At 73.5% G+C, this 22,370-nt stretch carries 20 protein-coding genes and 1 riboswitch; of the genes, 10 read left to right on the forward strand and 10 right to left on the reverse strand.

Annotated features, from left to right (window positions below; genetic code table 11):
• Nucleotides 1-11: 11 nt before the first annotated feature.
• The 5 genes from ACF08D_RS27440 to ACF08D_RS27460 all read right to left on the reverse strand — a co-directional run bounded on the left by ACF08D_RS27440 (nucleotide 12) and on the right by ACF08D_RS27460 (nucleotide 3,584).
• Nucleotides 12-560 (reverse strand): ATP-binding protein, encoded by a 549-nt coding sequence (locus tag ACF08D_RS27440; protein WP_392226223.1) that lies wholly within the window; start codon nucleotides 558-560, stop codon nucleotides 12-14.
• Nucleotides 557-955 (reverse strand): STAS domain-containing protein, encoded by a 399-nt coding sequence (locus ACF08D_RS27445; RefSeq protein ID WP_392226225.1) that lies wholly within the window; start codon nucleotides 953-955, stop codon nucleotides 557-559. The genes ACF08D_RS27440 and ACF08D_RS27445 overlap by 4 nt, the downstream gene beginning before the upstream one ends.
• The gene (locus tag ACF08D_RS27450) at nucleotides 952-1,842 is read right to left on the reverse strand and encodes an STAS domain-containing protein (RefSeq protein WP_392226227.1); all 891 of its coding nucleotides are present in this window, start codon (nucleotides 1,840-1,842) and stop codon (nucleotides 952-954) included. The genes ACF08D_RS27445 and ACF08D_RS27450 overlap by 4 nt, the downstream gene beginning before the upstream one ends.
• A 217-nt stretch (nucleotides 1,843-2,059) precedes the next feature.
• Entirely contained in the window at nucleotides 2,060-2,323 is a 264-nt protein-coding gene (locus ACF08D_RS27455) for a DUF5133 domain-containing protein (protein WP_392226374.1), read from the reverse strand.
• 238 nt (nucleotides 2,324-2,561) lie between these two features.
• Complete coding sequence (locus ACF08D_RS27460) at nucleotides 2,562-3,584, reverse strand: GDSL-type esterase/lipase family protein (RefSeq protein ID WP_392226229.1); 1,023 nt, start codon at nucleotides 3,582-3,584, stop codon at nucleotides 2,562-2,564.
• 291 nt (nucleotides 3,585-3,875) lie between these two features.
• Between ACF08D_RS27460 and ACF08D_RS27465 the strand changes: the two genes are divergently transcribed.
• From ACF08D_RS27465 to ACF08D_RS27480, 4 genes are all read left to right on the forward strand, one after another.
• Nucleotides 3,876-5,339: an amino acid permease gene (locus tag ACF08D_RS27465; protein WP_392226231.1), complete on the forward strand. Its 1,464-nt coding sequence runs from the start codon at nucleotides 3,876-3,878 to the stop codon at nucleotides 5,337-5,339.
• Between the two features lie 10 nt (nucleotides 5,340-5,349).
• Nucleotides 5,350-5,805, forward strand: a complete 456-nt coding sequence (locus tag ACF08D_RS27470; RefSeq protein ID WP_156695396.1) for an Lrp/AsnC family transcriptional regulator — start codon at nucleotides 5,350-5,352, stop codon at nucleotides 5,803-5,805.
• Between the two features lie 249 nt (nucleotides 5,806-6,054).
• Nucleotides 6,055-6,852: a carbon-nitrogen hydrolase family protein gene (locus ACF08D_RS27475; RefSeq protein WP_392226233.1), complete on the forward strand. Its 798-nt coding sequence runs from the start codon at nucleotides 6,055-6,057 to the stop codon at nucleotides 6,850-6,852.
• 47 nt (nucleotides 6,853-6,899) lie between these two features.
• On the forward strand, nucleotides 6,900-8,594 hold the full coding sequence (locus ACF08D_RS27480; protein ID WP_392226235.1) for a flavin monoamine oxidase family protein: 1,695 nt from the start codon (nucleotides 6,900-6,902) through the stop codon (nucleotides 8,592-8,594).
• On the opposite strand, the gene ACF08D_RS27485 is transcribed toward ACF08D_RS27480, so the two are convergent.
• Nucleotides 8,555-9,301 (reverse strand): DUF5995 family protein, encoded by a 747-nt coding sequence (locus ACF08D_RS27485; RefSeq protein WP_392226237.1) that lies wholly within the window; start codon nucleotides 9,299-9,301, stop codon nucleotides 8,555-8,557. The genes ACF08D_RS27480 and ACF08D_RS27485 overlap by 40 nt on opposite strands.
• Before the next feature lie 203 nt (nucleotides 9,302-9,504).
• Here ACF08D_RS27485 and ACF08D_RS27490 point away from each other — a divergent pair, with 203 nt between their 5' ends.
• Complete coding sequence (locus tag ACF08D_RS27490) at nucleotides 9,505-10,653, forward strand: glycoside hydrolase family 6 protein (protein ID WP_392226376.1); 1,149 nt, start codon at nucleotides 9,505-9,507, stop codon at nucleotides 10,651-10,653.
• On the opposite strand, the gene ACF08D_RS27495 is transcribed toward ACF08D_RS27490, so the two are convergent.
• Nucleotides 10,632-12,050: a uracil-xanthine permease family protein gene (locus tag ACF08D_RS27495; RefSeq protein ID WP_392226239.1), complete on the reverse strand. Its 1,419-nt coding sequence runs from the start codon at nucleotides 12,048-12,050 to the stop codon at nucleotides 10,632-10,634. The genes ACF08D_RS27490 and ACF08D_RS27495 overlap by 22 nt on opposite strands.
• 418 nt (nucleotides 12,051-12,468) lie before the next feature.
• A complete protein-coding gene (locus ACF08D_RS27500; protein WP_392226241.1) occupies nucleotides 12,469-13,659 on the reverse strand; it encodes an MFS transporter in 1,191 nt (396 codons plus the stop codon).
• Between the two features lie 76 nt (nucleotides 13,660-13,735).
• Here ACF08D_RS27500 and ACF08D_RS27505 point away from each other — a divergent pair, with 76 nt between their 5' ends.
• On the forward strand, nucleotides 13,736-14,926 hold the full coding sequence (locus ACF08D_RS27505; RefSeq protein ID WP_392226243.1) for an ROK family transcriptional regulator: 1,191 nt from the start codon (nucleotides 13,736-13,738) through the stop codon (nucleotides 14,924-14,926).
• Here the strand turns inward: ACF08D_RS27505 and ACF08D_RS27510 are convergent.
• Nucleotides 14,904-15,659 carry an SDR family oxidoreductase gene (locus ACF08D_RS27510; RefSeq protein ID WP_392226244.1) on the reverse strand — a complete coding sequence of 252 codons (756 nt, stop codon included), beginning with the start codon at nucleotides 15,657-15,659 and terminating at the stop codon, nucleotides 14,904-14,906. The genes ACF08D_RS27505 and ACF08D_RS27510 overlap by 23 nt on opposite strands.
• 159 nt (nucleotides 15,660-15,818) lie before the next feature.
• Nucleotides 15,819-18,161, reverse strand: a complete 2,343-nt coding sequence (locus tag ACF08D_RS27515) for a chitinase C-terminal domain-containing protein (RefSeq protein ID WP_392226246.1) — start codon at nucleotides 18,159-18,161, stop codon at nucleotides 15,819-15,821.
• Between the two features lie 257 nt (nucleotides 18,162-18,418).
• Nucleotides 18,419-18,549: riboswitch (FMN riboswitch) on the forward strand.
• A 211-nt stretch (nucleotides 18,550-18,760) separates the two neighbouring features.
• On the opposite strand from ACF08D_RS27515, the gene ribD reads away from it, so the two are divergent.
• Genes ribD through ACF08D_RS27535 form a run of 4 tightly spaced genes read left to right on the forward strand, consistent with a single transcriptional unit; the run spans nucleotide 18,761 to nucleotide 22,345 of the window.
• The gene (ribD, locus tag ACF08D_RS27520; protein WP_392226378.1) at nucleotides 18,761-19,822 is read left to right on the forward strand and encodes a bifunctional diaminohydroxyphosphoribosylaminopyrimidine deaminase/5-amino-6-(5-phosphoribosylamino)uracil reductase RibD; all 1,062 of its coding nucleotides are present in this window, start codon (nucleotides 18,761-18,763) and stop codon (nucleotides 19,820-19,822) included.
• Nucleotides 19,823-19,824: 2 nt separating this feature from the next.
• Nucleotides 19,825-20,433 carry a riboflavin synthase gene (locus ACF08D_RS27525; protein WP_392226248.1) on the forward strand — a complete coding sequence of 203 codons (609 nt, stop codon included), beginning with the start codon at nucleotides 19,825-19,827 and terminating at the stop codon, nucleotides 20,431-20,433.
• Nucleotides 20,430-21,068 (forward strand): nicotinamide riboside transporter PnuC, encoded by a 639-nt coding sequence (locus ACF08D_RS27530; RefSeq protein ID WP_392226250.1) that lies wholly within the window; start codon nucleotides 20,430-20,432, stop codon nucleotides 21,066-21,068. Before ACF08D_RS27525 ends, ACF08D_RS27530 begins: the two co-directional genes overlap by 4 nt.
• Complete coding sequence (locus ACF08D_RS27535; protein ID WP_392226252.1) at nucleotides 21,065-22,345, forward strand: bifunctional 3,4-dihydroxy-2-butanone-4-phosphate synthase/GTP cyclohydrolase II; 1,281 nt, start codon at nucleotides 21,065-21,067, stop codon at nucleotides 22,343-22,345. The genes ACF08D_RS27530 and ACF08D_RS27535 overlap by 4 nt, the downstream gene beginning before the upstream one ends.
• The last annotated feature ends 25 nt before the right edge of the window (nucleotides 22,346-22,370 follow it).

The raw sequence follows: 22,370 nt of genomic DNA on the forward strand, positions 1-22,370 counted from the left end.
TGGTGTGTCCATCAGCGGTCGTTCCAGCGTGTGACGACCACGGCGGTGCCCTCGCCGGGGGTGGAGCGGACCTCGAAGTCGTGCATCAGCCGCTGGGCGCCGCCCAGGCCGTGGCCGAGCCCGCCGCCGGTGGTGAACCCGTCGGTGAGCGCCTGGTCCAGGTCGGCGATGCCGGGCCCCTGGTCCCGCACGGTCAGCCGCAGGCCCCGGCGCCCGGACCGGGTCAGTGTCTCGATCTCCAGCACCCCGCCTCCGCCGTGCACATACGCGTTGCGGGCCAGCTCGCTGGCGGCCGTGACGATCCTGGTCTGGTCGACCAGACCGAACCCGGCCTCCACGGTGGCGGCCCGCACGGCATGACGTACCGTCAGCAGATCTTCCTCGGACGCCACGTTGAACCGTGACCCGCCGCCTCGTTCACCGTCGGCGGGCTCCGGCTCCGCGGACGCGCCGCCGGACCTGCCGGACCGGGCGGCGGCGAGCGGCGGACCGGACGCCGGGGAGCGCTGGGCGATCAGTTCCGCGCCGGCCGTCGCCACCCCTTCACCTCGGAGCGTCACGTCGGGCCTCCCCCCGGGGGTTGGGTCATGCGGTGCCAGCCGAGCGCGGTCAGGCCCTGCTCCGCGTTGAGCGCGGTCTCCACCCCGGTGAGCCTCAGGCCCAGTTCGACCAGGGTGATGGCGACCGCGGGCCGCATCCCGGCGACGATCACCCGGGCGCCGAGGAGCCGGGACATGGTGGTCAGCTCCATCAGCGTACGGGCGACGAAGGAGTCGATGATCTCCAGCCGGGAGATGTCGATGAGCACGCCCCGGGCGCCGTCGCCGGTGATCCGCTCGGTGAGTTCGTCCATGAACGCCACCGCCGACTGGTCGTCCAGCTCGTTCAGCAGCCCGGTGATCAGCACGTCGCCGAGCCGGAGGATCGGCACCCCGGTGAGGCGCGGGGCCGTCACGCGCTCACCGGCCCGGACGAGCCGTCCGCCCGCCCCAGCCCGGGCTGGTCGGTGAGCCGGACGGCGGCGGCCAGCGCGTCGGCGAGGGTCGCGCGGGTGAGGATCGTCGACAGGTCGATGCCGAGCTGCGCGATGGTCTGGGCGATGGGCGGCCGGATGCCGCTGATCACGCAGTCGGCGCCCATCAGCCGTACCGCGTTGACCGTGTGCATCAGGTGCTGGGCGACGGCGGTGTCCACGGCGGGCACCCCGGTGATGTCGATGATGGCGACCTGCGCCTCGTTGTCCTGGATCGCCTGGAGCAGGCTCTCCATCACCACCTGGGTACGGGCGGTGTCCAGCGTTCCGATCAGCGGGACGGCCAGGACGTGGCGCCACAGCCGGACCACGGGCGTGGAGAGCTCCAGCAGCTGGCGGCTCTGGCGCTGGATGATCTCCTCGCGGCCCTCGACGTACGTCTCGAAGGAGAGCGCGCCGGCCGCGTCCAGCAGCCGGTTGACCAGGATGGCGGCGGAGAACAGCTCCGCCGAGTCCCGGGTGGTGTGCTGCACGGCCGAGAGCAGCGCCTCCTTCAGCGACAGCACGGCCAGCGAGGTGGCGGTCGGGGTGGCACCGGCCCGCGCGCGGCGCAGGGACAGCTCTATGACCGTCTGGCGCAGCTCGTTGCGGGACGTCACCAGCCGCTCCACCGGCACGTCGCTCGCCAGGCCCGCGGCCAGGGCGGAGATGAGCAGGTCCGCCTCCTCGCGCACCTCGTGCTCGCTCATGTCGGTGCTGAGCACGGCCTGTTCCAGCTGGAGCCGGACCCACTGGTCCGCGATCTCCTCCTCGCGCTCCCGCAGGGCCTCGCACAGCCGGTCGCGCACGGTCGACTCGCTGGTGTTCACAAGCACCTCTCGCAATCGGAGACGGCACGGGCGGGTCTCCGCGGCACGGTGCCGGAGACGCCGGCGATCCGGCCGCCCGGCCTGTCTCGCATGGTCAACGGCGGTGGGATCGTATGCCTTTCCCACCGCTCCCACCGTGCCGGGGCGTACGCCCCCGGCACGGGCGCACGCCGAGGGCGGCGGCCGGAGCACACCGGCCGCCGCCCTCGCCGTCCGCTCAGCGCGCCGCCGCCTTCGCCGGGGCCGGCACCGGTCCGCTCACCGCCGCGGCCGGGGCCGCCGCCGGGTCCCCGGCCGCCGCCACGGCCTGCCGGGCCACGCGCAGGGCGTCGCGCACATCACGTGTGCCGGTGGACACACACAGGGTGTAGGCGGTGTCCTCCCGTTGACGCACGACCTTCGGGTCCACCGAGTCCGCACCGAGTGCGGCCAGTTCCTCATACCGGGCCACCAGGGTGCGCAGCATCGACGGGTGCGCCATCAGCACGACAGACCTCCTTCAGGACGGGCACGACGAGACGTACGGGAGCCCGGGTCGCCGGGCTCGGCGGCCGGTGCGTCGTCCTCACCGGCCGAAGGCGCCCCTACCCCGCCTTCGCCGGCTCATGCCCCTGCGGTTCCCGGTGCGGGGTGCCCGGGCCGGTGACCGCTGCCCGGGCCGGTGACCCGGCTGGAGGGCGCCCGGGGCCGTCACCGCTGCCCGGGCACCCTCCGGACCGTCACCGGCCGGAGGGCGCCCCGAGAAGCAGCGGCGCCGCCTCCCGTACCGCCGCCGCGACGGCCGCCGCGATCCGCGCGTGCCCCGTGTCGTCCGGGTGCAGCCCGTCCGCGAGGTGCCCGGGCCCGACCAGGTCGCGGCCCGGCAGCAGCACCAGCCGCTCGTCGCCGGCCGCGACCAGGTCGCGTACGGCCTCCTCCATGGCGCCGCGCAGCGCGGCGAGCGTCGCGCCCAGGGCGTTCGCGGTGGTCTCGGCCTCCGGCCGGTACAGCGGCGAGAGCAGTAGCAGCGGGGTGTCCGGGTGCCCGCGCCGCACCAGGGTGACGAACGCCCGGGTCGTCTCGTACAGCAGCGGCGCGGAGTGCGGGACGCCGGACCAGCAGTTGGTGCCGAAGGCGAGGGTGAGCAGGTCGGCGGGGAGCGCCGCCAGTTGCTGGGCGATCGGCAGGTCGCCGCGCGCCGAGCCCGCATAGCCGAGGTTGACCGTGTCCAGCCCGAGCGCCCGCCCGGCGACGGACGGCCAGGCGTGGGCGGGACGGGTGGACCACCAGCCCTCGGTGATCGAGTCGCCGTGCACCAGCCAGCGGGGCGCCGGGGGAGCGGGGGCGAGGGTGCCGCCCACCCCGCGCACCCCGAGGATCTCGGGCGCCTGGCTCTCGGGCGGATGGACCGTGTACGGGCCGGGGTCCCCGTCCGGCGGGAGCGGCACGGTGACCTCCGTCTCCTCGGCCGGGTCGGCGACCACCTCGGTGAGGCACCGGTCGCCCTGCCACAGCGCGAAGCAGTGCGCCAGCTCCCGCAGTGCCTGCGTCCTGTCCGGCACGGCCGCCCGGTAGCGGAGCCGTACCGCGCGCGTGCCCGGTGACACCGTGAACTCCAGCCGCACCCCGATCGGCAGGAGGGCCCGCTGCGCCGTCTCCCACGGCAGCCGGCCCATGCCCGCCGGTTCGGCGCGCACCGGCCGGCCGTGCTCGTCCAGCCACGCCGTGCCGCGCAGGAAGGGCACCGGATCCTGCCAGGTCATACGGGTCTCCTCGTCCGGCCGGAACGCGTGCTCCCGACCCCCAATGTGTCGATTCGTGCGGCGGGGCGCAATGTTTCCCCGTCTGTGCCCCAACCGCGCAATGATCATTCGCGGATGCGCAACAACCCCTCGTTACGAGCGCGAAGCGCGCCCCTTAGGCTCGTGCCCCGTACCAGGAGTGGCGGTGACCGCCCGCTCGGCGGTCTCCCTTCCCACGGGCTGTATCGACATGCCCGTGACCGCCGCGGGTCGCCCTCCGTTTCGACCCGCAGCGATGAAGGAGCCCCCGCAGTGCTGGACCAAGGCACAGCCCCTCCCGCCACCGAGAAGCCCACGCCCAAGGCGTTCGGCCTCTCCGCCCTCACCCGGCGCAAGCCGGTGGACCTGCTGGTCGCGGAGGGTGGGCAGGGTGAGGGCGGTTCCCTCCGCCGCTCGCTCTCCATGTGGCAGCTGACCATGATCAGCATCGGTGCCACTCTGGGCACCGGCATCTTCGTCGTCCTCGGCGAGGCCGTTCCGCTCGCCGGCCCGGCGGTCACGGTCGCCTTCGTCTTCGCGGGACTCACGGCGCTCTTCTCGGCCCTGTCCTACGCCGAGCTGGCCGGCACCATCCCCGTCGCGGGCTCTTCGTATTCGTACGCTTACGCAACGATGGGCGAACTCGTCGCCTGGGTCTGCGGCTGGTGCCTCCTCCTGGAGTACGGCGTGTCGGTGGCCGCCGTGGCGGTCGGCTGGGGCGACTACCTCAACGAGCTGCTCGACGGCACCCTCGGGGTGACCCTGCCCACCGCGCTCTCCGCGCCGCCCGGTGACGGCGGGATCTTCAACCTGCCCGCGCTGATCGTCGTGATGCTCGCCATGGTCTTCCTGCTCGGCGGGGCCAAGGAGTCGGCCCGCGCCAACACGATCATGGTGATCGTCAAGATCGCCGCGCTGGTGCTGTTCTGCGCCATCGGCTTCATGGGCTTCTCGTCCGGCAACTACTCCGACTTCATGCCGCTCGGCGTCAGCAGCATCGGCGCGGCCGGAGCCATCCTGTTCTTCTCCTACATCGGCTTCGACGCCGCCTCCACCGCGGGCGAGGAGGCCAAGAACCCCAAGCGCGACCTGCCGCGGGCGATCATGCTCTCGCTGGTCATCGTCACCGCGCTGTACGTCCTGGTCGCGGCGGTCGCCGTCGGCGCCTGGGACTGGAAGAAGTTCGAGGGCTCCGAGGCGTCCCTCGCCGCGATCATGCACGACGTCACCGGCCAGAGCTTCTGGGGCACCCTGCTCGCCGCCGGCGCGGTCATCTCCATCGCCAGCGTCGTCCTCACCGTGCTCTACGGCCAGACCCGCATCCTGTTCGCGATGTCCCGCGACGGCCTGGTGCCCAAGGTCTTCGGCAAGGTCAACCCCAAGACCGGCACGCCGCGCGTCAACACCATCATCGTCTCGCTGTTCTGCGGCGTCCTCGCCGCCGCCGTCCCGCTCGGCGAGCTGGTCAACGCCACCAGCATCGGCACCCTGTTCGCCTTCGCCCTGGTCAACATCGCGGTCGTGGTGCTCCGCTACACCAAGCCCGGCCTGGACCGCAGCTTCAAGGTCCCGTTCGGCCCGCTCTTCCCGGTGCTCGGCTTCCTGTTCTGCGGCTACAGCATGTACAGCCTCGACATGATCACCTGGGCGTACTTCGGAATCTGGATGGCCGTGGGTCTCGTGGTCTACTTCGTGTACGGCATGCGCCGCTCCCGATTGGCCACAGCAGAGAAGTGATCCACCCCCCGTGCGACTGAACGATCTCGACGAACGCATCGTCCACGCCCTCGCCGAGGACGCCCGCCGTTCCTACGCCGACATCGGCTCGCTCGTCGGCCTGTCCGCGCCCGCCGTCAAGCGGCGCGTGGACCGGCTGCGGGCCGACGGGGCCATCACCGGATTCACCGTCCGGGTGGACCCGGCGGCGCTCGGCTGGGAGACCGAGGGTTTCATCGAGATCTACGCACGGGGCAACACCTCGCCCGAGACCATCCAGCGCGGTCTCGAGCGGTACCCGGAGGTCGCGGCCGCGTCCACCGTCACCGGTGACGCGGACGCGATCGTCCAGGTCTTCGCTTCCGACATGCGCCACTTCGAGCGCGTCCTGGAGCGGATCGCGGGCGAGCCGTTCGTGGAGCGCACCAAGTCCGTCCTGGTGCTCTCGCCCCTGCTGCGGCGCTTCTCCTCCGGCTCGCCCGCCTGACCCGTCCGGCCCGCCCGCCCCGCGCGTGCGGGCCGCCGCCGTACGCCCCCGTGGCCGGAACCGCGCGCCCATGGCCCCGGCGCCCCGTCGCGCCGCAATGAATCACCGCCCAACGGCACATCGACGCAACAGATCGCTCAGCGGTCCGCAACGGTCACGCCTTGTCCGAGAAGAACACCGGACCGTACCGTTTTGAACGTCTTCCTGACGCCTTCCCCTCCCCGTCACGCACCCGACCGAGGTCTGCCCATGCCGCCGCTGCGCACCGCCCTGCTCCAGAGCTCCGGACAGCCCGGTGACGTCGCCGCCAACCTCAAGGTCCTCGACGAGGCCGCCGCCCGGGCCGCCGCGACCGGCGCCCGCCTGCTGGTCGCCCCCGAGCTGTTCCTGACCGGGTACGCCATCGGCGACGACCTCGCCCGGCTGGCCGAGCCCGCCGACGGGGAGTCCGCCGAGGCCGTCGCCGCCATCGCCGTACGCCACGGGCTGGCCGTCGCCTACGGCTACCCCGAGCGCGACGGCACGGCGGTGTACAACGCGGCCCGGCTCATCGGGCCCGACGGCACCCGGCTGCTGAACTACCGCAAGACCCACCTCTACGGCGGCTTCGAGGCCGGCGCCTTCACCCCCGGCGACCGGACCGTCGTCCAGACCGAGCTGGACGGGCTGCGCATCGGCCTGATCATCTGCTACGACGTGGAGTTCCCCGAGAACGTCCGGGCCCACGCGCTGGCCGGCACCGACCTCCTGCTGGTGCCCACCGCCCTGATGCACCCGGCCGAGATCGTCGCCGAGTCGGTCGTCCCGGTCCGCGCCTTCGAGAACCAGATGTACGTGGCGTACGCCAACCGCACCGGCCCCGAGGGCGACTTCGAGTTCGTCGGCCTGTCCGCGCTCGCCGGCCCCGACGGCACCGCCCGCGCCCGGGCCGGACGCGGCGAGGAACTGGTCACCGGCGACGTCGACCCCGAGTTCCTCACCGCCTCGCGCGAGGCCAACCCCTACCTCGGTGACCGCCGCCCCGGCCTGTACACCTCCCTGATCTGAGCCCCCCGCTCGCCCCTCTCTCCACCCCCGCAAGGAGTCCGTACCCCATGACGTCCACGGTGCCCACCGCCGTCCAGCACACCGACGCGCAGCCGCCGATCACCATGTTCGGTCCGGACTTCCCGTACGCGTACGACGACTACCTCGCCCACCCGGCCGGCCTCGGCCAGATACCGGCGACCGAGCACGGCACCGAGGTCGCCGTCATCGGCGGCGGGCTCTCCGGCATCGTGGCCGCGTACGAGCTGATGAAGATGGGCCTCAAGCCCGTCGTCTACGAGGCCGACCAGATCGGCGGCCGGCTGCGCACCGTCGGCTTCGAGGGCACCGGCACCGAGGGCCTGACCGCCGAGATGGGCGCCATGCGCTTCCCGCCCTCCTCGACCGCGCTCCAGCACTACATCGACCTCGTCGGCCTCCACACCCGGCCCTTCCCCAACCCGCTCGCCGAGTCCACCCCCTCGACCGTCGTCGACCTCAAGGGCGAGTCGCACTACGCCGAGACCATCGCCGACCTCCCGCAGGTCTACCGCGACGTGGCCAAGGCCTGGGCCGACTGCCTGGAGGAGGGCGCGGACTTCACCGACATGAACCGCGCCATGCGCGAGCGCGACGTCCCGCGCATCCGCGAGATCTGGGCGCAGCTCGTGGAGAAGCTCGACAACCAGACCTTCTACGGCTTCCTCTGCGACTCCTCCGCCTTCAAGTCCTTCCGCCACCGCGAGATCTTCGGCCAGGTCGGCTTCGGCACCGGCGGCTGGGACACCGACTTCCCCAACTCCATCCTGGAGATCCTCCGCGTCGTCTACACCGAGGCCGACGACCACCACCGCGGCATCGTCGGCGGCTCCCAGCAGCTCCCGCTGCGCCTCTGGGAGCGCGAGCCCGAGAAGATCGTCCACTGGCCGCTCGGCACCTCGCTGAAGTCGCTGCACGAGGGCGACCCCAAGCCCGCCGTCACGCGCCTGCACCGCACCGCCGGCAACCGCATCACCGTCACCGACGCCCACGGCGACATCCGCACCTACCAGGCCGCGATCTTCACCGCCCAGTCCTGGATGCTGCTCTCCAAGATCGCCTGCGACGACTCGCTCTTCCCCATCGACCACTGGACGGCGATGGAGCGCACCCACTACATGGAGAGCTCCAAGCTGTTCGTGCCCGTCGACCGGCCGTTCTGGCTCGACAAGGACGAGGACACCGGCCGGGACGTCATGTCGATGACCCTCACCGACCGGATGACCCGCGGCACCTACCTGCTGGACGACGGCCCCGACAAGCCGGCCGTGATCTGCCTCTCGTACACCTGGTGCGACGACAGCCTGAAGTGGCTCCCGCTGTCCGCCAACGAGCGCATGGAGGTCATGCTCAAGTCGCTCGGCGAGATCTACCCGAAGGTCGACATCCGCAAGCACATCATCGGCAACCCGGTGACCGTGTCCTGGGAGAACGAGCCCTACTTCATGGGCGCGTTCAAGGCCAACCTGCCCGGCCACTACCGCTACCAGCGGCGGCTGTTCACCCACTTCATGCAGGACCGGCTGCCCGAGGACAAGCGGGGCATCTTCCTCGCGGGCGACGACATCTCCTGGACCGCCGGCTGGGCCGAGGGCGCCGTGCAGACCGCGCTCAACGCCGTGTGGGGCGTGATGCACCACTTCGGCGGGGCCACCGACGCCACCAACCCCGGCCCCGGCGACGTCTACGACGAGATCGCCCCGGTGGAGCTCCCGGAGGACTGAGCCCCCAGCGGGGTCAGCATCATCCGGCCCACCAGCCCCACGGACCGGTCGAGGCGTTCGGTGAACTCCTCGGCCGGCTCCGGGAGCAGGCCCAGGCCGTGCTCCAGGCGGCGCAGCCGCCACAGCGAACGGGCCGCCAGCCACGCCCCGTCCCGGGCCCGCTCCAGGCTCCAGCACCCCAGCAGATGCGTCAGCGGGTCGCCCACCTCCAGCAGGTCGGGCCCCGGCATCAGCTCTTCGCGGACGCGCTCCTCCAGCAGGACGAGGACATCGCCCACCCGCTCGAACTCCCCCTCCAGGTCCGCCGGTTCGCAGCCCAGGCTCCGACAGGTGTCCACCACGGCCAGCGCCAGGTCGTGCCCGATGTGCGCATTGACACCGGCCAGCGCGAACTGCAGCGGACGTACGCCGGGATGGCCCCGGTACTGGAACAGCGGCCGCCAGCACGCCGGCGGACGCCCGCCCGCGGCGGCCGCGTCGACGGCCGCGAGATAGCGCTCCGCGAAGCGGACGTCCAGCGTGGCGGCGGCCCGGGTGAACTCACCGGCCGCCACCCGCCGCTCGATGTCCTCCGTGACCGTCAGGTAGACCCGGTTGAAGACGGCCACGCCGTCCGCCTCCGGCCACGACGCGCGCAGCGCGCGCATCCGCTCCACGACCGGGCCGACCTCCGCCGGTGCCGCCGGGAACTGTTCGATCTGCGCCATGGGGGCAGCGTCCCAGTAGGTAGGCTCTCGGTGGTGTCATCGCGCCGGGCTTCCCCGAAACGGGGGAACGATCCGCCCGGGCGACCACCGGGGGAGGGGAACGAACGGTGTCAGAGCCGCGCGCACCGAGGCGCGCCGAACCGGACCGGAGAACGCGGCGCGCGGAGCGCCGCGAACGGCGGCGGGCGGCCGGCCGCCACGCCATGGCGCTCACCGCGGCGGCGGTCGTCGCCGCCGGCACGGTCAGCGGGCTGCTCGCCGCGACGGGCGGCGACGAGAACGAAACGGCGCGGCCGGCGCCCGAGGTCAGCGGCAGCGCGCTGCACGTCCCGCTGCCCGCCCGGCCCACGCCCACGGCGTCCGCCCCGGCCTCGCCTACCCCGTCACCGTCGCCGACGGCCTCCCGCACCCCGGCCCGGACGTCCGCCCCGCCCGCGCCGAAACCGTCGCCCACGCGCGCGAAGAAGGCCGCGCCGGTGGCCAGGACCGTGTCCGCCGACCTCTACCGCCACCCGCAGTCCCAGGTCCTCGACTGGGTGCGGGACAACCCGGGCGACCCCCGCCGGGACGTCATCTCCTCCCGGATCGCCGACCAGCCGGCCGCCGTCTGGTTCGCCGCGTACGACCCGGGCGCCATCACCGGCCGGGTCCGCGCGGTGACCTCCGGGGCAGCCGCCGCGGGCCGGGTGCCCGTCCTCGTGCCGTACGCCATACCCGACCGGGACTGCGGCGGCGCCTCGCAGGGCGGAGCCCCCGACCTGGCCGCCTACGACGGATGGATACGGAACTTCGCCGAGGGCCTCGGCAGCGGGCCGGTCATCGTCGTCCTGGAGCCCGACTCCATCGCGCTCGCCGACTGCCTCTCCTCCGGTGAGCGGTCCGCCCGGTACGCCTCGCTCGCCCGGGCCGGCAAGGCCCTCCGGGCGGCCAACCCGCGCGCCAAGGTCTACTTCGACGCCGGGCACTCCGGCTGGCACTCGGCCACCAAGATGGCCGGCGCCCTGCGCGAGGCGGACGCCGCCGGCAGCAGCGACGGCATCTTCACCAACGTGTCCAACTTCCACGCCACCGGCGACGAGGCCGCCTACGCCCGGCGGGTGCTCGGCGCGCTCGGCGGCCCCTCCCACCTGGGCGCCGTCATCGACACCAGCCGCAACGGCAACGGCGCCCCCGCGCCCGGCGCGTGGTGCGACCCGGCGGGCCGCGCCCTGGGCCGCACGCCCACCACCCGGACCGGGGACGCCCGGATCGACGCCTACCTCTGGATCAAGCTGCCCGGCGAGTCGGACGGCTGCTCCGGCGCGGCGGGGGAGTTCTCCGCCGACTACGCCTACGACTTGGCGACCGGCTGACCGTCGTCGCCGCCCTCGTAGGAGCTGGTGCCCTCGTAGGAGCTGGTGCCGGAGTCCAGCAGCGGCTCCTGCTCCTTGAGGTGCGCCGGCGCGAAGGCCCGCAGCACGTGGTAGCCGGTGATGACCACGATCGTGCCCAGGGCGATGCCGCCCAGCTCGAAGTTGTCGGTGATCTTCAGGCTCACCCCGCCGACACCGATGATGATGCCCGCCGCGGCGGGCACCAGGTTGAGCGGATTGCGCAGGTCGACCTTGGCGTTGATCCAGATCTGCGCGCCCAGCAGGCCGATCATCCCGTACAGGATCACCGTGATGCCGCCCAGCACCCCGCCCGGGATGGCCGCGACCACCGCGCCGAACTTGGGGCACAGGCCGAACAGCAGCGCGAAGCCCGCGGCGGCCCAGTACGCGGCCGTCGAGTACACCCGCGTCGCCGCCATCACGCCGATGTTCTCCGAGTACGTGGTGTTGGGCGGCCCGCCCACGGCGGTCGACAGCACCGACGCGGCGCCGTCGGCGGCGATGGCGGTGCCCAGCTTGTCGTCCAGCGAGTCGCCGGTCATCTCCCCGACGGCCTTCACATGCCCGGCGTTCTCCGCGACCAGCGCGATGACCACCGGCAGGGCCACCAGGATCGCCGACCACTCGAAGGCCGGCGCGTGGAAGGACGGCAGCCCCACCCAGTCGGCCTTGGCCACCCCGGACAGGTCCAGGCGCCAGTGGTCGACCGCGTCCGCGCCGCCCAGCGGTGAGTGGATCCTGCCGAAGGCCAGGTCCAGCACCCACGACAGGGCATAGCCGAAGACCAGCCCCAGGAAGATCGCCACCCGCGACCAGAAGCCCCGCAGGCAGACCACCGCGAGGCCGGTGAACAGCATCACCAGCAGCGCCGTCCACTGGTCCTGCGGCCAGTACGTCGACGCCGTCACCGGCGCCAGGTTGAAGCCGATCAGCATCACCACCGCGCCCGTCACGATCGGCGGCATAGTCGCGTGGATGATCCGCGCGCCGAACCTCCGTACCGCGAGCCCCGCGAGAAACAGCACGGCGCCCACCACCAGGACCGCCCCGGTGACGGTGGCGCTGTCGCCGCCGGACGCCCGGATGGTCGCCGCGACACCCACGAAGGAGAGCGAGCAGCCCAGGTAGCTGGGCACCGCGCCGCGGGTGGCGAGCAGGAACACGATCGTCGCCACGCCCGACATCATGATCGCCAGGTTGGGGTCGAGCCCCATCAGCACCGGCGCCACGAAGGACGCGCCGAACATGGCCACGACGTGCTGCGCGCCGAGCCCGACAGTACGGGGCCAGGACAACCGCTCGTCGGGACGGACGACCGCGCCGGGAGCGGGGGTGCGTCCGTCGCCGTGCAGAGTCCAGCGCACGCCGAGGTTCATGGGGGGTGGCTCCTACTTCGCTCCGGGTCGGCCGAACGGCCGAAAACCAGCCGCCATCGTAATGGCCCAGGCGCGGCCGCCCCCCACCCACCGCCCTGCGGTCGGTCCTCCCCGACTGCTCGAGCGAAGCCGAGAGCTTGGGGGAGGGTGGGCACAACGGGGACCCACGCGTTGTGGGCAATCGTCCCGCTGGGGCGGGACGGGTGGGCACAACGGGGTGCCCACCGGGGCGGTGCCTCCCGGTGGGTGGGGGGCGGGGCCCCTCCGGGCTCGCCTCCTCGCGGTCGGCGGGTTGCCCTACCGGTTGGGTGACCGTGCGACGCCGCCGATCCGCTGCGGGGGCGACCCTGCACGGCCCCGCCCCGGCCGTACGCCGACTGCGGATCGTGGGTGGTGGGCACCGCCCCGGGGGCGTCGATCAGTGGGGCGTGCCCGCCGCGGGCTTTCGGGGCGTGCGCTCGCCCGGGCGCAGCACCCCCGCGCCGAGCACCAGGCCGAACGCCAGCAGCGTCACCAGGCCGAACGACACCGTCAGCGACGTCACGTCCGCCACCCCGCCGATCGCCGAGGGCGCGATCAGCCCCGAGGTGTACGTGATGGTGGCGACCCCCGCGATCGCCTGGCTCGGGTTCGGCCCGCTGCGCCCCGCCGCCGCGAAGGCCAGCGGGACGACGATCGCCACGCCCAGGCCCAGCAGCCCGAAGCCGGCGAGGGCCTGCGCCGGGTGCCGCGCGGCGACCACCAGCACCCCGCCCGCGGCGGCGGCGACGCCCCCGGCCCGTACCGTACGCACCGCGCCGAACCGGTCCACCACCCGGTCGCCGACCAGCCGCGCGACCGCCATGGTCAGGGCGAACGCGGTGGTCGACGCGGCGGCGAGCCCCGCCGAGGCGCCCAGCTCGTCCCGGAGGTACACCGCCGACCAGTCCAGCCCGGCGCCCTCCGCGAAGACCCCGCAGAAGCCGACCGCGCCGATCACCAGGGCCGACCTGGGCGGGAGCGCGAACCGGGGCGGCGCCTCCTCCTCGGGGGCGCTGCGCAGGTCCAGGACGCCCTGGCAGAGGAGGAGGCCCAGCGCGGTGAGGACCAGCGCAGCGACGGTGTGGTGGAGCCGCGCGTCGGTGCCGAGGTGCGCGGCGAGCGTGCCGGCGGCGGAGCCGATCAGGGCCCCGGCGCTCCACATGCCGTGCAGGCTGGACATGATCGACCGGCCGAGGCGGTTCTCGGTCTCGACGCCCAGCGCGTTCATGGCCACGTCGGACATCCCGGAGGTGGCCCCGTAGACGAACAGCGCCCCGCAGAGCACCCAGATGCCGGAGGCGAAGGAGGGCAGCACCAGCGAGAGGGTCCACAGGGCGAGCAGGCCGCGCAGCGCGGTCCGGGCGCCGTACCGGTGGGTGACCGCCCCGGCGAGGGGCATCGCCACGGAGGCGCCCAGCGCGGGGAAGGCCAGCGCCAGCCCGAGCTGGCCCGCGCCGATGCCGGCGTGGTCCTGGATCCAGGGGATGCGGGTGGCGAAGCTGCCGGTCACGGCGCCGTGCACACAGAAGACGGCCGCGATGGCGTACCGGGCCCGCCGCAGCCGTCGCTTGCCCTCGTCCTCGGCCACAGGCCCCTCCCGGGCGATCGGTTCTCCTGGCCCGCGTAAACTATCAGGAACCCTGCCTGATGATAAGGTGCCCGCCATGCCCGCATCGCCCAGGACCGCCCGGGCCATCAACGACCGGTCCGCCCTGCGACTCCTCCAGGAGCAGGGTCCGCTGACGGCCGGTCAGCTCCGGACGCTCACCGGGCTCTCCCGGCCCACCGTCGCCGACCTGGTGGAACGGCTCCAGGACTCCGGGCTGGTCCATGTCGTCGGGGAGACGGGCGACCGGCGGCGCGGCCCCAACGCCCGGCTGTACGGGATCGTCGCCGGCCGCGCCCACCTCGCGGGCCTCGACGTCCGCACCGGCAGCGTCGCCGTCGTGGTGACCGACCTGCTGGGCGCCACGCTCGCCGAGGCGTCCCTGCCGATGGAGGGCCACGACAACGGGGCGGCCGTGGAGCGTGCGGTGGGCCTGCTGGAGCGGACGGCCGCCGGGGCGGGGGCGCGGCGGCTGCACACCGTGGGCGTCGGCGCGCCGGGGCTGATCGACCCCGCCACCGGGGAGCTGCGCGACTCGGCGAGCCTGCCGGCCTGGCACCGGCGGCTCGTCCCGGCCCTCCAGGAACGGCTGCACGCGCGCGTGCTGGTGGAGAACGAGACCAACCTCGCGGCGGTGGCGGAGCTGCGGGAGGGCGCCGCGCGCGACCGGGACACCTTCGTCCTGCTGTGGCTGGGCCATGGCGTCGGCGCGGCCGTGCTGCTCGACGGCCGGCTGCGGCGCGGTGCCTCGGGCGGGGCGGGCGAGATCGGGTTCCTGCCGGTGCCGGGCACCGGCGGGCTGCCCTCCGCGACCGACTGCGGGGGCGGCTTCCACGCGCTGGCCGGCTCGGCGGCGATCGCCTCGCTGGCGGAGGAGTACGGGATCGGGACCGATGCCGGGCCGGACGGGGAACCGGGCGGCGAGCCCCCCGGGGCGGTGGCCGTGCGCCGGGCCGTGGCCACCGGGGCCGGCGGCTTCCTCGACGCCCTGGCCGGCCGCCTCGCGCTCGGGGCCGCCGCCGTCGGCGCCGTACTCGACCCGGGGTGCGTCGTCCTGGGCGGCGAGACCGGACACGCGGGCGGCCCGGCGCTGGCCGCCCGGGTGGAGGAGCGGCTGGCCGCCCTGTCCCCGCTGCGCACCGAGGTGCGGGCGGGCGCGCTCGGGGGCGCCGCCGTACTGCGCGGCGCCCTGCTCACGGCGCGGGACGCCGCCCAGGACGAGCTGTTCAGCCCGGCCGCGACGCCGTGAACCGCCGCTGGAGGAACTCCTCGAAGGTCCCCCGCCCCACCGCGTGCTCCGGCGCCAGGTGGCCGCCCGCGCGGAAGGCCCGGTAGGAGCGGCCCGCCAGCGGCACGGACACCACCCGGCGGCGGCGCCCCGACGCCCGCAGATAGGCGTCCGCCAGTTCGCGGAGCGTCCGCACCTCCGGCCCGCCCAGGTCCGCCACCCGCCCGGCGGGGGCGCCCCCGGCCAGTCCGGCCAGGCGCGCGGCGACCTCGGTGACCTCGACGGGCTGGTCGCGCACCCCCGCCGGGAGCGGCATCACCGGCGGCTTGGCCAGCGCCTGGAACAGCATCACCAGCAGGTCGTGGAACTGCGTCGCCCGCAGCACCGTCCAGCCGAGCCCCGACTCCTCGACCAGCCGCTCCACGGCCAGCTTGGCGCGGTAGTACGGGAAGGGCACCCGGTCCACGCCGACGATGGAGATGTATACGAGGTGGGCGGTCCCGGCGCGGCGGGCCGCCGCGATCAGGTTCTCCGCCGCGCGTTCGTCGCCGCCGCGCGGGGTGGACGCGCAGTGCACCACCGTGTCGGCGCCGGCCAGGGCTGCGTCCAGCCCGGGGCCGCCCTCGCGCAGGTCGACGGCGTACGGCGGCGTGCGCCGGCTCAGTACCCGCACCTCGTGGCCGCCGCCGCGCAGCAGCTCCGTGACGTGCCTGCCGAGGGTGCCGGTCCCGCCGGTCACCAGGATCGTGCCCATCTCCAGCTCCTTGCCGTTGTGTCGGACGTCGTCACGGACAAGGAAGCAGCGGGCGGCCCGGACACGCCCCCCGACGCGCCGGGCACCCGCGCACGGTGAAGGGCCCCGGCGGCGGCCAAGGGCCGTTGCTCCGCCGCCGGGGCCCGTCCCGTCACCGGGTCAGCAGGCGCCGAGGTCCTGCCACACACCCCACTGGCCGGTGGTGCCGGGCTCCTCGCCCTGGGTCCACCACTTCGCCTTCCAGGTGCGGGACGCGTGGGACACCGTGGTGCCGGAGCCGTACGCGGTGGCCTTGGCCCAGGCGGGCGCGGTGCACGCGCCGGGGGTCGGCGTGGGCGTGGGGTTCGTCGGGTCGGGCGAGGGGCCCGGGCCCGGACCGGTACCGGGCTCCACCACGGTCACGCCCCGGCCCAGGTCGCCGGCGAGGGCGTACGTGGTGCCGGCGATGTTCACCGTCCAGTTCCACGGCGTGGAGACCGGGAGGTAGTAGTTGAAGGACAGCTCCACCGACGCGCCGGGAGCCAGCGACTGCCAGGCGGGCAGCTTCAGCGAGGCGCGGTGGAAGTCGCCCTTCAGCCCGCCCACGTTGGAGCCGGTGTGGTCGCTGCTGATCACCTTGGTGCCGAAGCCGGACTGGTCGGAGGCGTTGCCCGGGGCGGCCGTGGAGTAGTCGAACTGGAACTCCGTACCGCCCGGCAGCGCCGTCTTCGTGTTGTTGGTGATCTTCACCTTGGGGGTGATCGGGTAGTTGGAGTCGCCGAGCTTGAACTCGCCGAACTCCACACCGATGTTCACGGCCTTGGTGGGCAGCGGCTTGTTGGAGACCTTCGCGCCGTACGGCGCGGCCTTCTTGAAGGCGTCGTACATCAGGGAGGTCAGCGTGGAGCCGGGCTCGTACTGGCCCTTGGCGGCGTTCCAGGCGTAGTCGCCGGCCAGCTCCCAGACCATGGTGCCGCCGATGCCCTTGTCGGCCACGTACGCGGCCTTGGCGGCCACCGACTGCTCGTCCTCGGTGGACAGGAACGTCCGGGTCTGCGCGTTCCACAGCCAGGGCGCGACCAGCGTGGAGTCGTACTTGCGGGCGTAGGTGCCGGTCAGCTTGGTGCCGGGGCCGAAGCCGTACGAGGGCAGGTAGTCGCCGAGGACGCCCTTCTCGAGGTTCTTGGCGTGCCACATCGGGTTGGAGCCCGCCGGGGACTCCTTGCCGTTGTCGTCCTTGTCGTGCCACAGGTTGTCGATGCCGGTCGCCCCGTCACCGCACTTGGTCAGGCCGGAGCCGGCCGGGCAGCTGGTCGCGGCGGCCCTGCCCCACAGTCCGTCGGTGCCGCCCTGCACGTTCTTGTGACCGCGGGTGTAGTAGGGCAGGCCGATGTTGATGCGGCCGGCCGGCATGGAGCCGCGGAAGTAGTGGTACGCCCAGTCGGTGTTGAGGTAGCCGATCCCGCCGTACTGCTGGCTGCCGTAGACGTTGGCGGCGGCCAGCTCCGCGTCCTTGCCGTCGTCGAAGAGCGAGGCGTTGGGGCCGACGTACTCGTTCCACGCGCCGTGCAGGTCGTAGGACATGATGTTGACGTAGTCCAGGTACTTCTGGACCTGGAAGGTCTCCATGCCGCGCAGCAGGTAGCCGGAGGAGGGGGCCGCGACGGTGAGCATGTAGTGCTTGCCGTCGGCGGCGCCGGCCCGGTCGAGCTTCTCGCGGAGGGTCTTCATCAGGGCGGCGTAGCCCTTGACGAGGCCGCCGCGGCGGGCGTTGGAGACGGGGAAGTCGGCCGGGTGGCCCGCGTCCTTCATGGAGGTGGGGTACTCGTAGTCGATGTCGACGCCGTTGAACCCGTACTTCTTGATGAACGCGACGGCGGAGTCGGCGAAGGTGTTGATGCCCGCCTGGTTGACCGAGCCGTCGGCATTGGTGGCCATGGTGTAGAAGCCGCCGGAGCCGACGCGCTTGCCGCTGTCGTCGAAGTAGCCGCCGGTCTCCGCCCAGCCGCCCACCGAGATCAGCGTCTTGACGTCGGGGTGCTGCTTCTTGAACTTGTTCAGCAGGTTGAAGTGCCCCTTGTAGGGCAGGCCGGGGTCCATCTCCGCGCCCGCCACGCCCGGCCAGGTCATCCCGGTGGCGGCGTTGGCGGGGCCGTCCGTGCCGACCGACAGCTTGTTGGCGGAGTCGATGTGGCCGAAGGCGTAATTGATGTGGGTGATCTTGTCCCACGGGATGTCCTTGGCCAGGTAGGCGGGGGTGCCGTCCTTGCCGGTGCGCCAGCCGGTGAAGTAGCCGATGACCCGGCGCTGGTGGTCTGCGCCCATCTTCTCGCGGCCCTCGGCGTCGTACACCGAGCAGTAGGGCCCGTCGACGCCGGGCGTGGCGTACAGGCCGTCGGGGCGGCAGGAGGCGTGGTCGGTGGCGGCGTGCGAGACGCCACCGGAGAGCGAGCCGAGCAGCAGTCCGGCGGCGGCGGCGCCGGACGCGAGCACGGTGGCCCGTCTGCGGGTGGGGGAGAGCACGGCGGGTTTCCTCCCGGGGAGGCTGAGGGGGCACACAACTGGCAGGGGAGTGGGTCGTGTCGGCCCCGGTGTGCGCACACGCTGCGGGCCGTCTCCGTGGAGGTGACGCAGACATTAAAAGGACTAGACCAAGTGGTCAATAGGTCTGGACCAGTTGAGACGGCGAGCCGCCATGTGAGACAGGTCTGTGAGGCAGGCCACAGCCCTCACCCGCATGGGCGACGGACCGGCGTGGCACACTGGCCCTGTATCAGCAGCAGCGCACTCCGGGGTCGGTGCAATTCCGAACCGGCGGTTACAGTCCGCGACCCGGCCGCATCCAGTGGCCGGTTGACCAGGTGAAACTCCTGGACCGACGGTGAAAGTCCGGATGGGAGGCAGTGCGCGGCGGGTGACCCCACCTCGGGGCGACCGGCCGTATTCCGCTGGTCGCCGTCGTCCGGCGACCGGTCCTTCGGCCTCGCGTCCCCCTGTGCGGTGGTGTCCGCCCGCTCTCTGTCGTCATCGACAGGCCCCGGAGTCCGCCCGAAGAGGCAGGAGACCCGGTGGCCCCCGCAGCGGACCCGACCGGCACGGCGGACACGGCCGACGCCGCCGCCATGCGCCGCGCCGTCGCCCTCGCGGCCCGCGGACTCGGCGCCACCAGCCCCAACCCGGTCGTCGGCTGCGTCGTCCACGACGCCTCGGGCCACGAGGTCGGCGCCGGCTGGCACCGGCGCGCCGGCGGCCCGCACGCCGAGATCCACGCCCTCCGCCAGGCCGGCGTCCTCGCCCGCGGCGGCACCGCCTACGTCACCCTCGAACCCTGCAACCACACCGGCCGCACCGGCCCCTGCGCCCAGGCCCTGATCGAGGCCGGGATCGCCCGCGTCGTGTACGCCGTCGGCGACCCCAACCCCCGGGCCACCGGCGGCGCCGACACCCTGCGCGCGGCCGGCGTCGAGGTCGTCGCCGGGGTGCTCGCCGAGGAGGCCGAGCGGGGCAACACCGCCTGGCTCACCTCCGTACGCCTCGGGCGCCCCCATGTGCTGTGGAAGTACGCCGCCACCCTGGACGGCCGCGTCGCCGCCCAGGACGGCACCAGCCGCTGGATCAGCTCGCCCGAGTCCCGCGCCGACGTCCACCGGCTGCGCGCCGAGGCCGACGCGGTGGTCGTCGGCTCCGGCACCGCCCGCGCGGACGACCCCCACCTCGCCGTACGGGGCATCGAGGGCGCCGTCCAGCCACTGCGCGTGGTCGTCGACACCGAGGGCACCGCCGTACGGCCCGGCGCCCGCGTCCTGGACGACGCCGCCCCCACCCTGATCGCCGTCGCCGAGGACGCCGAGACCACCCTGCCCGGCGTCGTACGGCTCCCCAGGGACGGACGCGGCCTGTCCGTCCCCGCCCTGCTGGACGCCCTCCACGCGCGCGGGGTCCGCTCCGTCCTCCTGGAGGGCGGCCCGGTGCTCGCCGGCTCCTTCGTCGCCGCCGGAGCCGTCGACCGGGTCGTCGGCTACCTCGCCCCGGTGCTCCTCGGCGCCGGGCCCGCCGCCCTCGTCGGCGGCGGAATCACCACCCTCACCGACGCGTTGCGGCTCGATGTCACCGAGACCGTACGCCTCGGCCCCGACCTGCGGATCACCGCCACCGCCGCACCCGCCGCACCCAAGGAGCGCTGAGCGTGTTCACCGGAATCGTCGAAGAGCTGGGAGAGGTCACCGCCGTCGAGGACCTCGGCGACTCCTCCCGCTTCCGCCTGCGCGGCCCCCTCGTCGCCGAGGACGCCAAACACGGCGACTCGATCGCCGTCAACGGCGTCTGCCTCACCGTGGTCGAGACCTCCGGCGGCGAGTTCACCGCCGACGTGATGGCCGAGACGCTGAACCGCTCCAGCCTCGGCGCCCTGACCACCGGCTCCCGGGTCAACCTGGAGCGCCCGATGGCCGTCGGCGACCGGCTCGGCGGCCACATCGTCCAGGGCCACGTCGACGGCACCGGCACCCTCCTCGCCCGTACCCCCTCCGAGAACTGGGAGATCGTCACGGTCTCCCTCCCCGCCCCGCTCCGCCGGTACGTCGTCGAGAAGGGCTCCATCACGGTCGACGGCGTCAGCCTCACCGTCGTCGAGGCCGCGGACGAGTACTTCACCATCAGCCTCATCCCGACGACCCTCGCCCTGACCACGCTCGGCATCAAGGAACCGGGCGACCCGGTCAACCTGGAGGTCGACGTCATCGCCAAGTACGTCGAGCGGCTCGTCGGCGACAGGGCCGAAGGAGCGGTCAAGTGAGCTGGCTCAACACCGAGGCGTTCACCGCGTTCGGCCAGCACATCCTCTGGTCCGACATGATCGGCAACACCATCGGCCTGATCGCCCTGGCCCTCGGCTGGCGCCGCTCCGTCCTCACCTGGCCCGCCCAGTTCCTCTCCGGCGCCATCCTCTTCGCCGCCTTCGCCGGCCACCTCACCGGCAGCGCCGGCAAGCAGGTCGTCGTCATGGCCGTCGCCGCCTGGGGCTGGTGGCAGTGGACCCGGGGCAGCCGCCGCAGCCAGGACGGCACCATCGCCGTCCGCTTCGCCACCTGGCGCGAACGCGCCCTCATGGCGGGCGGCGCCGTCCTCGGCACCCTCGCCGTCGGCGGCCTGTTCACCGCCGTGCCGTCGCTGTCCTGGGACCCCTGGCCCGACGCGTACATCTTCGTCGGCACCCTGGTCGCCATGTACGCCCAGGCCCGCGGCATGGTCGAGTTCTGGTTCGCCTGGCTGCTGGTCGACCTCGTCGGCGTCCCCCTCAACTTCGTCAACGGCTACGCCTTCTCCGGCTTCGTCTACGTGATCTACGGTGCGCTCGTCCTGTGGGGCCTGCGCGACTGGTGGCTGCGGTCCCGCGCGAGCGCGTCCGCCCTGGAAGGAGCACCCGCATGAGCGCCCTCCCCGTCTGGGACGCGACGGACCTCGCCCTCGACCCCGTCGAGCAGGCCGTCCGCGACATCGCCGCCGGCCGCCCCGTGGTGGTCGTCGACGACGAGGACCGCGAGAACGAGGGCGACCTCGTCATCGCCGCCGAGAAGGCCACCCCCGAGATCGTCGCCTTCATGATGAGCGAGTGCCGCGGCCTGATCTGCGCCCCCATGGAGGGCGAGGAACTGGACCGGCTCCGGCTGCCGCAGATGGTCGGCGACAACACCGAGTCCATGAAGACCGCCTTCACCGTCTCCGTGGACGCCTCCCCCCGGCACGGCGTCACCACCGGCATCTCCGCCGCCGACCGCGCCACCACCCTCCAGCTCCTCGCCTCCGGCACGGCCGCCCCCGGCGACCTGGTCCGCCCCGGCCACGTCTTCCCGCTGCGCGCCCGGCCCGGCGGCGTCCTCGCCCGCAACGGCCACACCGAGGCCGCCGTCGACCTCGCCCGGCTCGCCGGACTGCGCCCCGCCGGCGCCATCGTCGAGATCGCCGGCGAGGACGGGGTGATGCTCCGGCTGCCGGAGCTGGTCCCCTTCGCCCGCAAGCACGGCCTGACGATCATCTCCATCGAGGACCTGATCGCCTACCGCCGCGGCAACGAGCCGACCGTCCGCCGCGAGGCCGAGGTCCGGCTCCCCACCGCGCACGGCGAGTACACCGCGTACGGCTACCGCTCCACCGTCGACGGCGTCGAGCACATCGCCCTCGTCCACGGCGACCTCGGCGACGGCGAGGACGTCCTCGTCCGGGTCCACTCCGAGTGCCTCACCGGCGACATCTTCCACTCGCTGCGCTGCGACTGCGGCCCCCAGCTCCAGGCGTCCATGGAGCGCGTCACCGAGGCCGGCCGGGGCGTCGTCGTCTACCTCCGGGGCCACGAGGGACGCGGCATCGGCCTGCTGTCCAAGCTGCGCGCGTACGAACTCCAGGAGCGCGGCCACGACACCCTCGACGCCAACCTGGAACTGGGCCTGCCGGCCGACGCCCGCGACTACGCCGCCGGCGCCCAGATGCTCGCCGACCTCGGCGTACGCAGCCTGCGGCTGATGACCAACAACCCGGAGAAGGTCAACGCCCTCGTCCGGTACGGCCTGCGGGTCCACGGCCGCGAGCCGATGCCCGTCCAGGCGGGCGAGCACAACCTCCGCTACCTCCGCACCAAGCGCGACCGCATGGGCCACGACCTTCCGTGGCTCGACGCCGCCGCCGGTGCCTCCCCCTGCAACAACCAGTGACCGAACGACCCGATCAGAGCACGAG

This window comes from Streptomyces sp. NPDC015131 (assembly GCF_043079975.1).
GTDB lineage: Bacteria > Actinomycetota > Actinomycetes > Streptomycetales > Streptomycetaceae > Streptomyces.

What these genes read in the sequence shown, in the direction of transcription:
- ACF08D_RS27455 (WP_392226374.1), bottom strand. Translation starts at nt 2,323, where the DNA reads ATGGCGCACCCGTCGATGCTGCGCACCCTGGTGGCCCGGTATGAGGAA.
- ACF08D_RS27460 (WP_392226229.1), bottom strand. Translation starts at nt 3,584, where the DNA reads ATGACCTGGCAGGATCCGGTGCCCTTCCTGCGCGGCACGGCGTGGCTG.
- ACF08D_RS27475 (WP_392226233.1), top strand. Translation starts at nt 6,055, where the DNA reads ATGCCGCCGCTGCGCACCGCCCTGCTCCAGAGCTCCGGACAGCCCGGT.
- ACF08D_RS27480 (WP_392226235.1), top strand. Translation starts at nt 6,900, where the DNA reads ATGACGTCCACGGTGCCCACCGCCGTCCAGCACACCGACGCGCAGCCG.
- ACF08D_RS27485 (WP_392226237.1), bottom strand. Translation starts at nt 9,301, where the DNA reads ATGGCGCAGATCGAACAGTTCCCGGCGGCACCGGCGGAGGTCGGCCCG.
- ACF08D_RS27490 (WP_392226376.1), top strand. Translation starts at nt 9,505, where the DNA reads ATGGCGCTCACCGCGGCGGCGGTCGTCGCCGCCGGCACGGTCAGCGGG.
- ACF08D_RS27495 (WP_392226239.1), bottom strand. Translation starts at nt 12,050, where the DNA reads ATGAACCTCGGCGTGCGCTGGACTCTGCACGGCGACGGACGCACCCCC.
- ACF08D_RS27505 (WP_392226243.1), top strand. Translation starts at nt 13,736, where the DNA reads ATGCCCGCATCGCCCAGGACCGCCCGGGCCATCAACGACCGGTCCGCC.
- ACF08D_RS27510 (WP_392226244.1), bottom strand. Translation starts at nt 15,659, where the DNA reads ATGGGCACGATCCTGGTGACCGGCGGGACCGGCACCCTCGGCAGGCAC.
- ribD (WP_392226378.1), top strand. Translation starts at nt 18,761, where the DNA reads ATGCGCCGCGCCGTCGCCCTCGCGGCCCGCGGACTCGGCGCCACCAGC.
- ACF08D_RS27535 (WP_392226252.1), top strand. Translation starts at nt 21,065, where the DNA reads ATGAGCGCCCTCCCCGTCTGGGACGCGACGGACCTCGCCCTCGACCCC.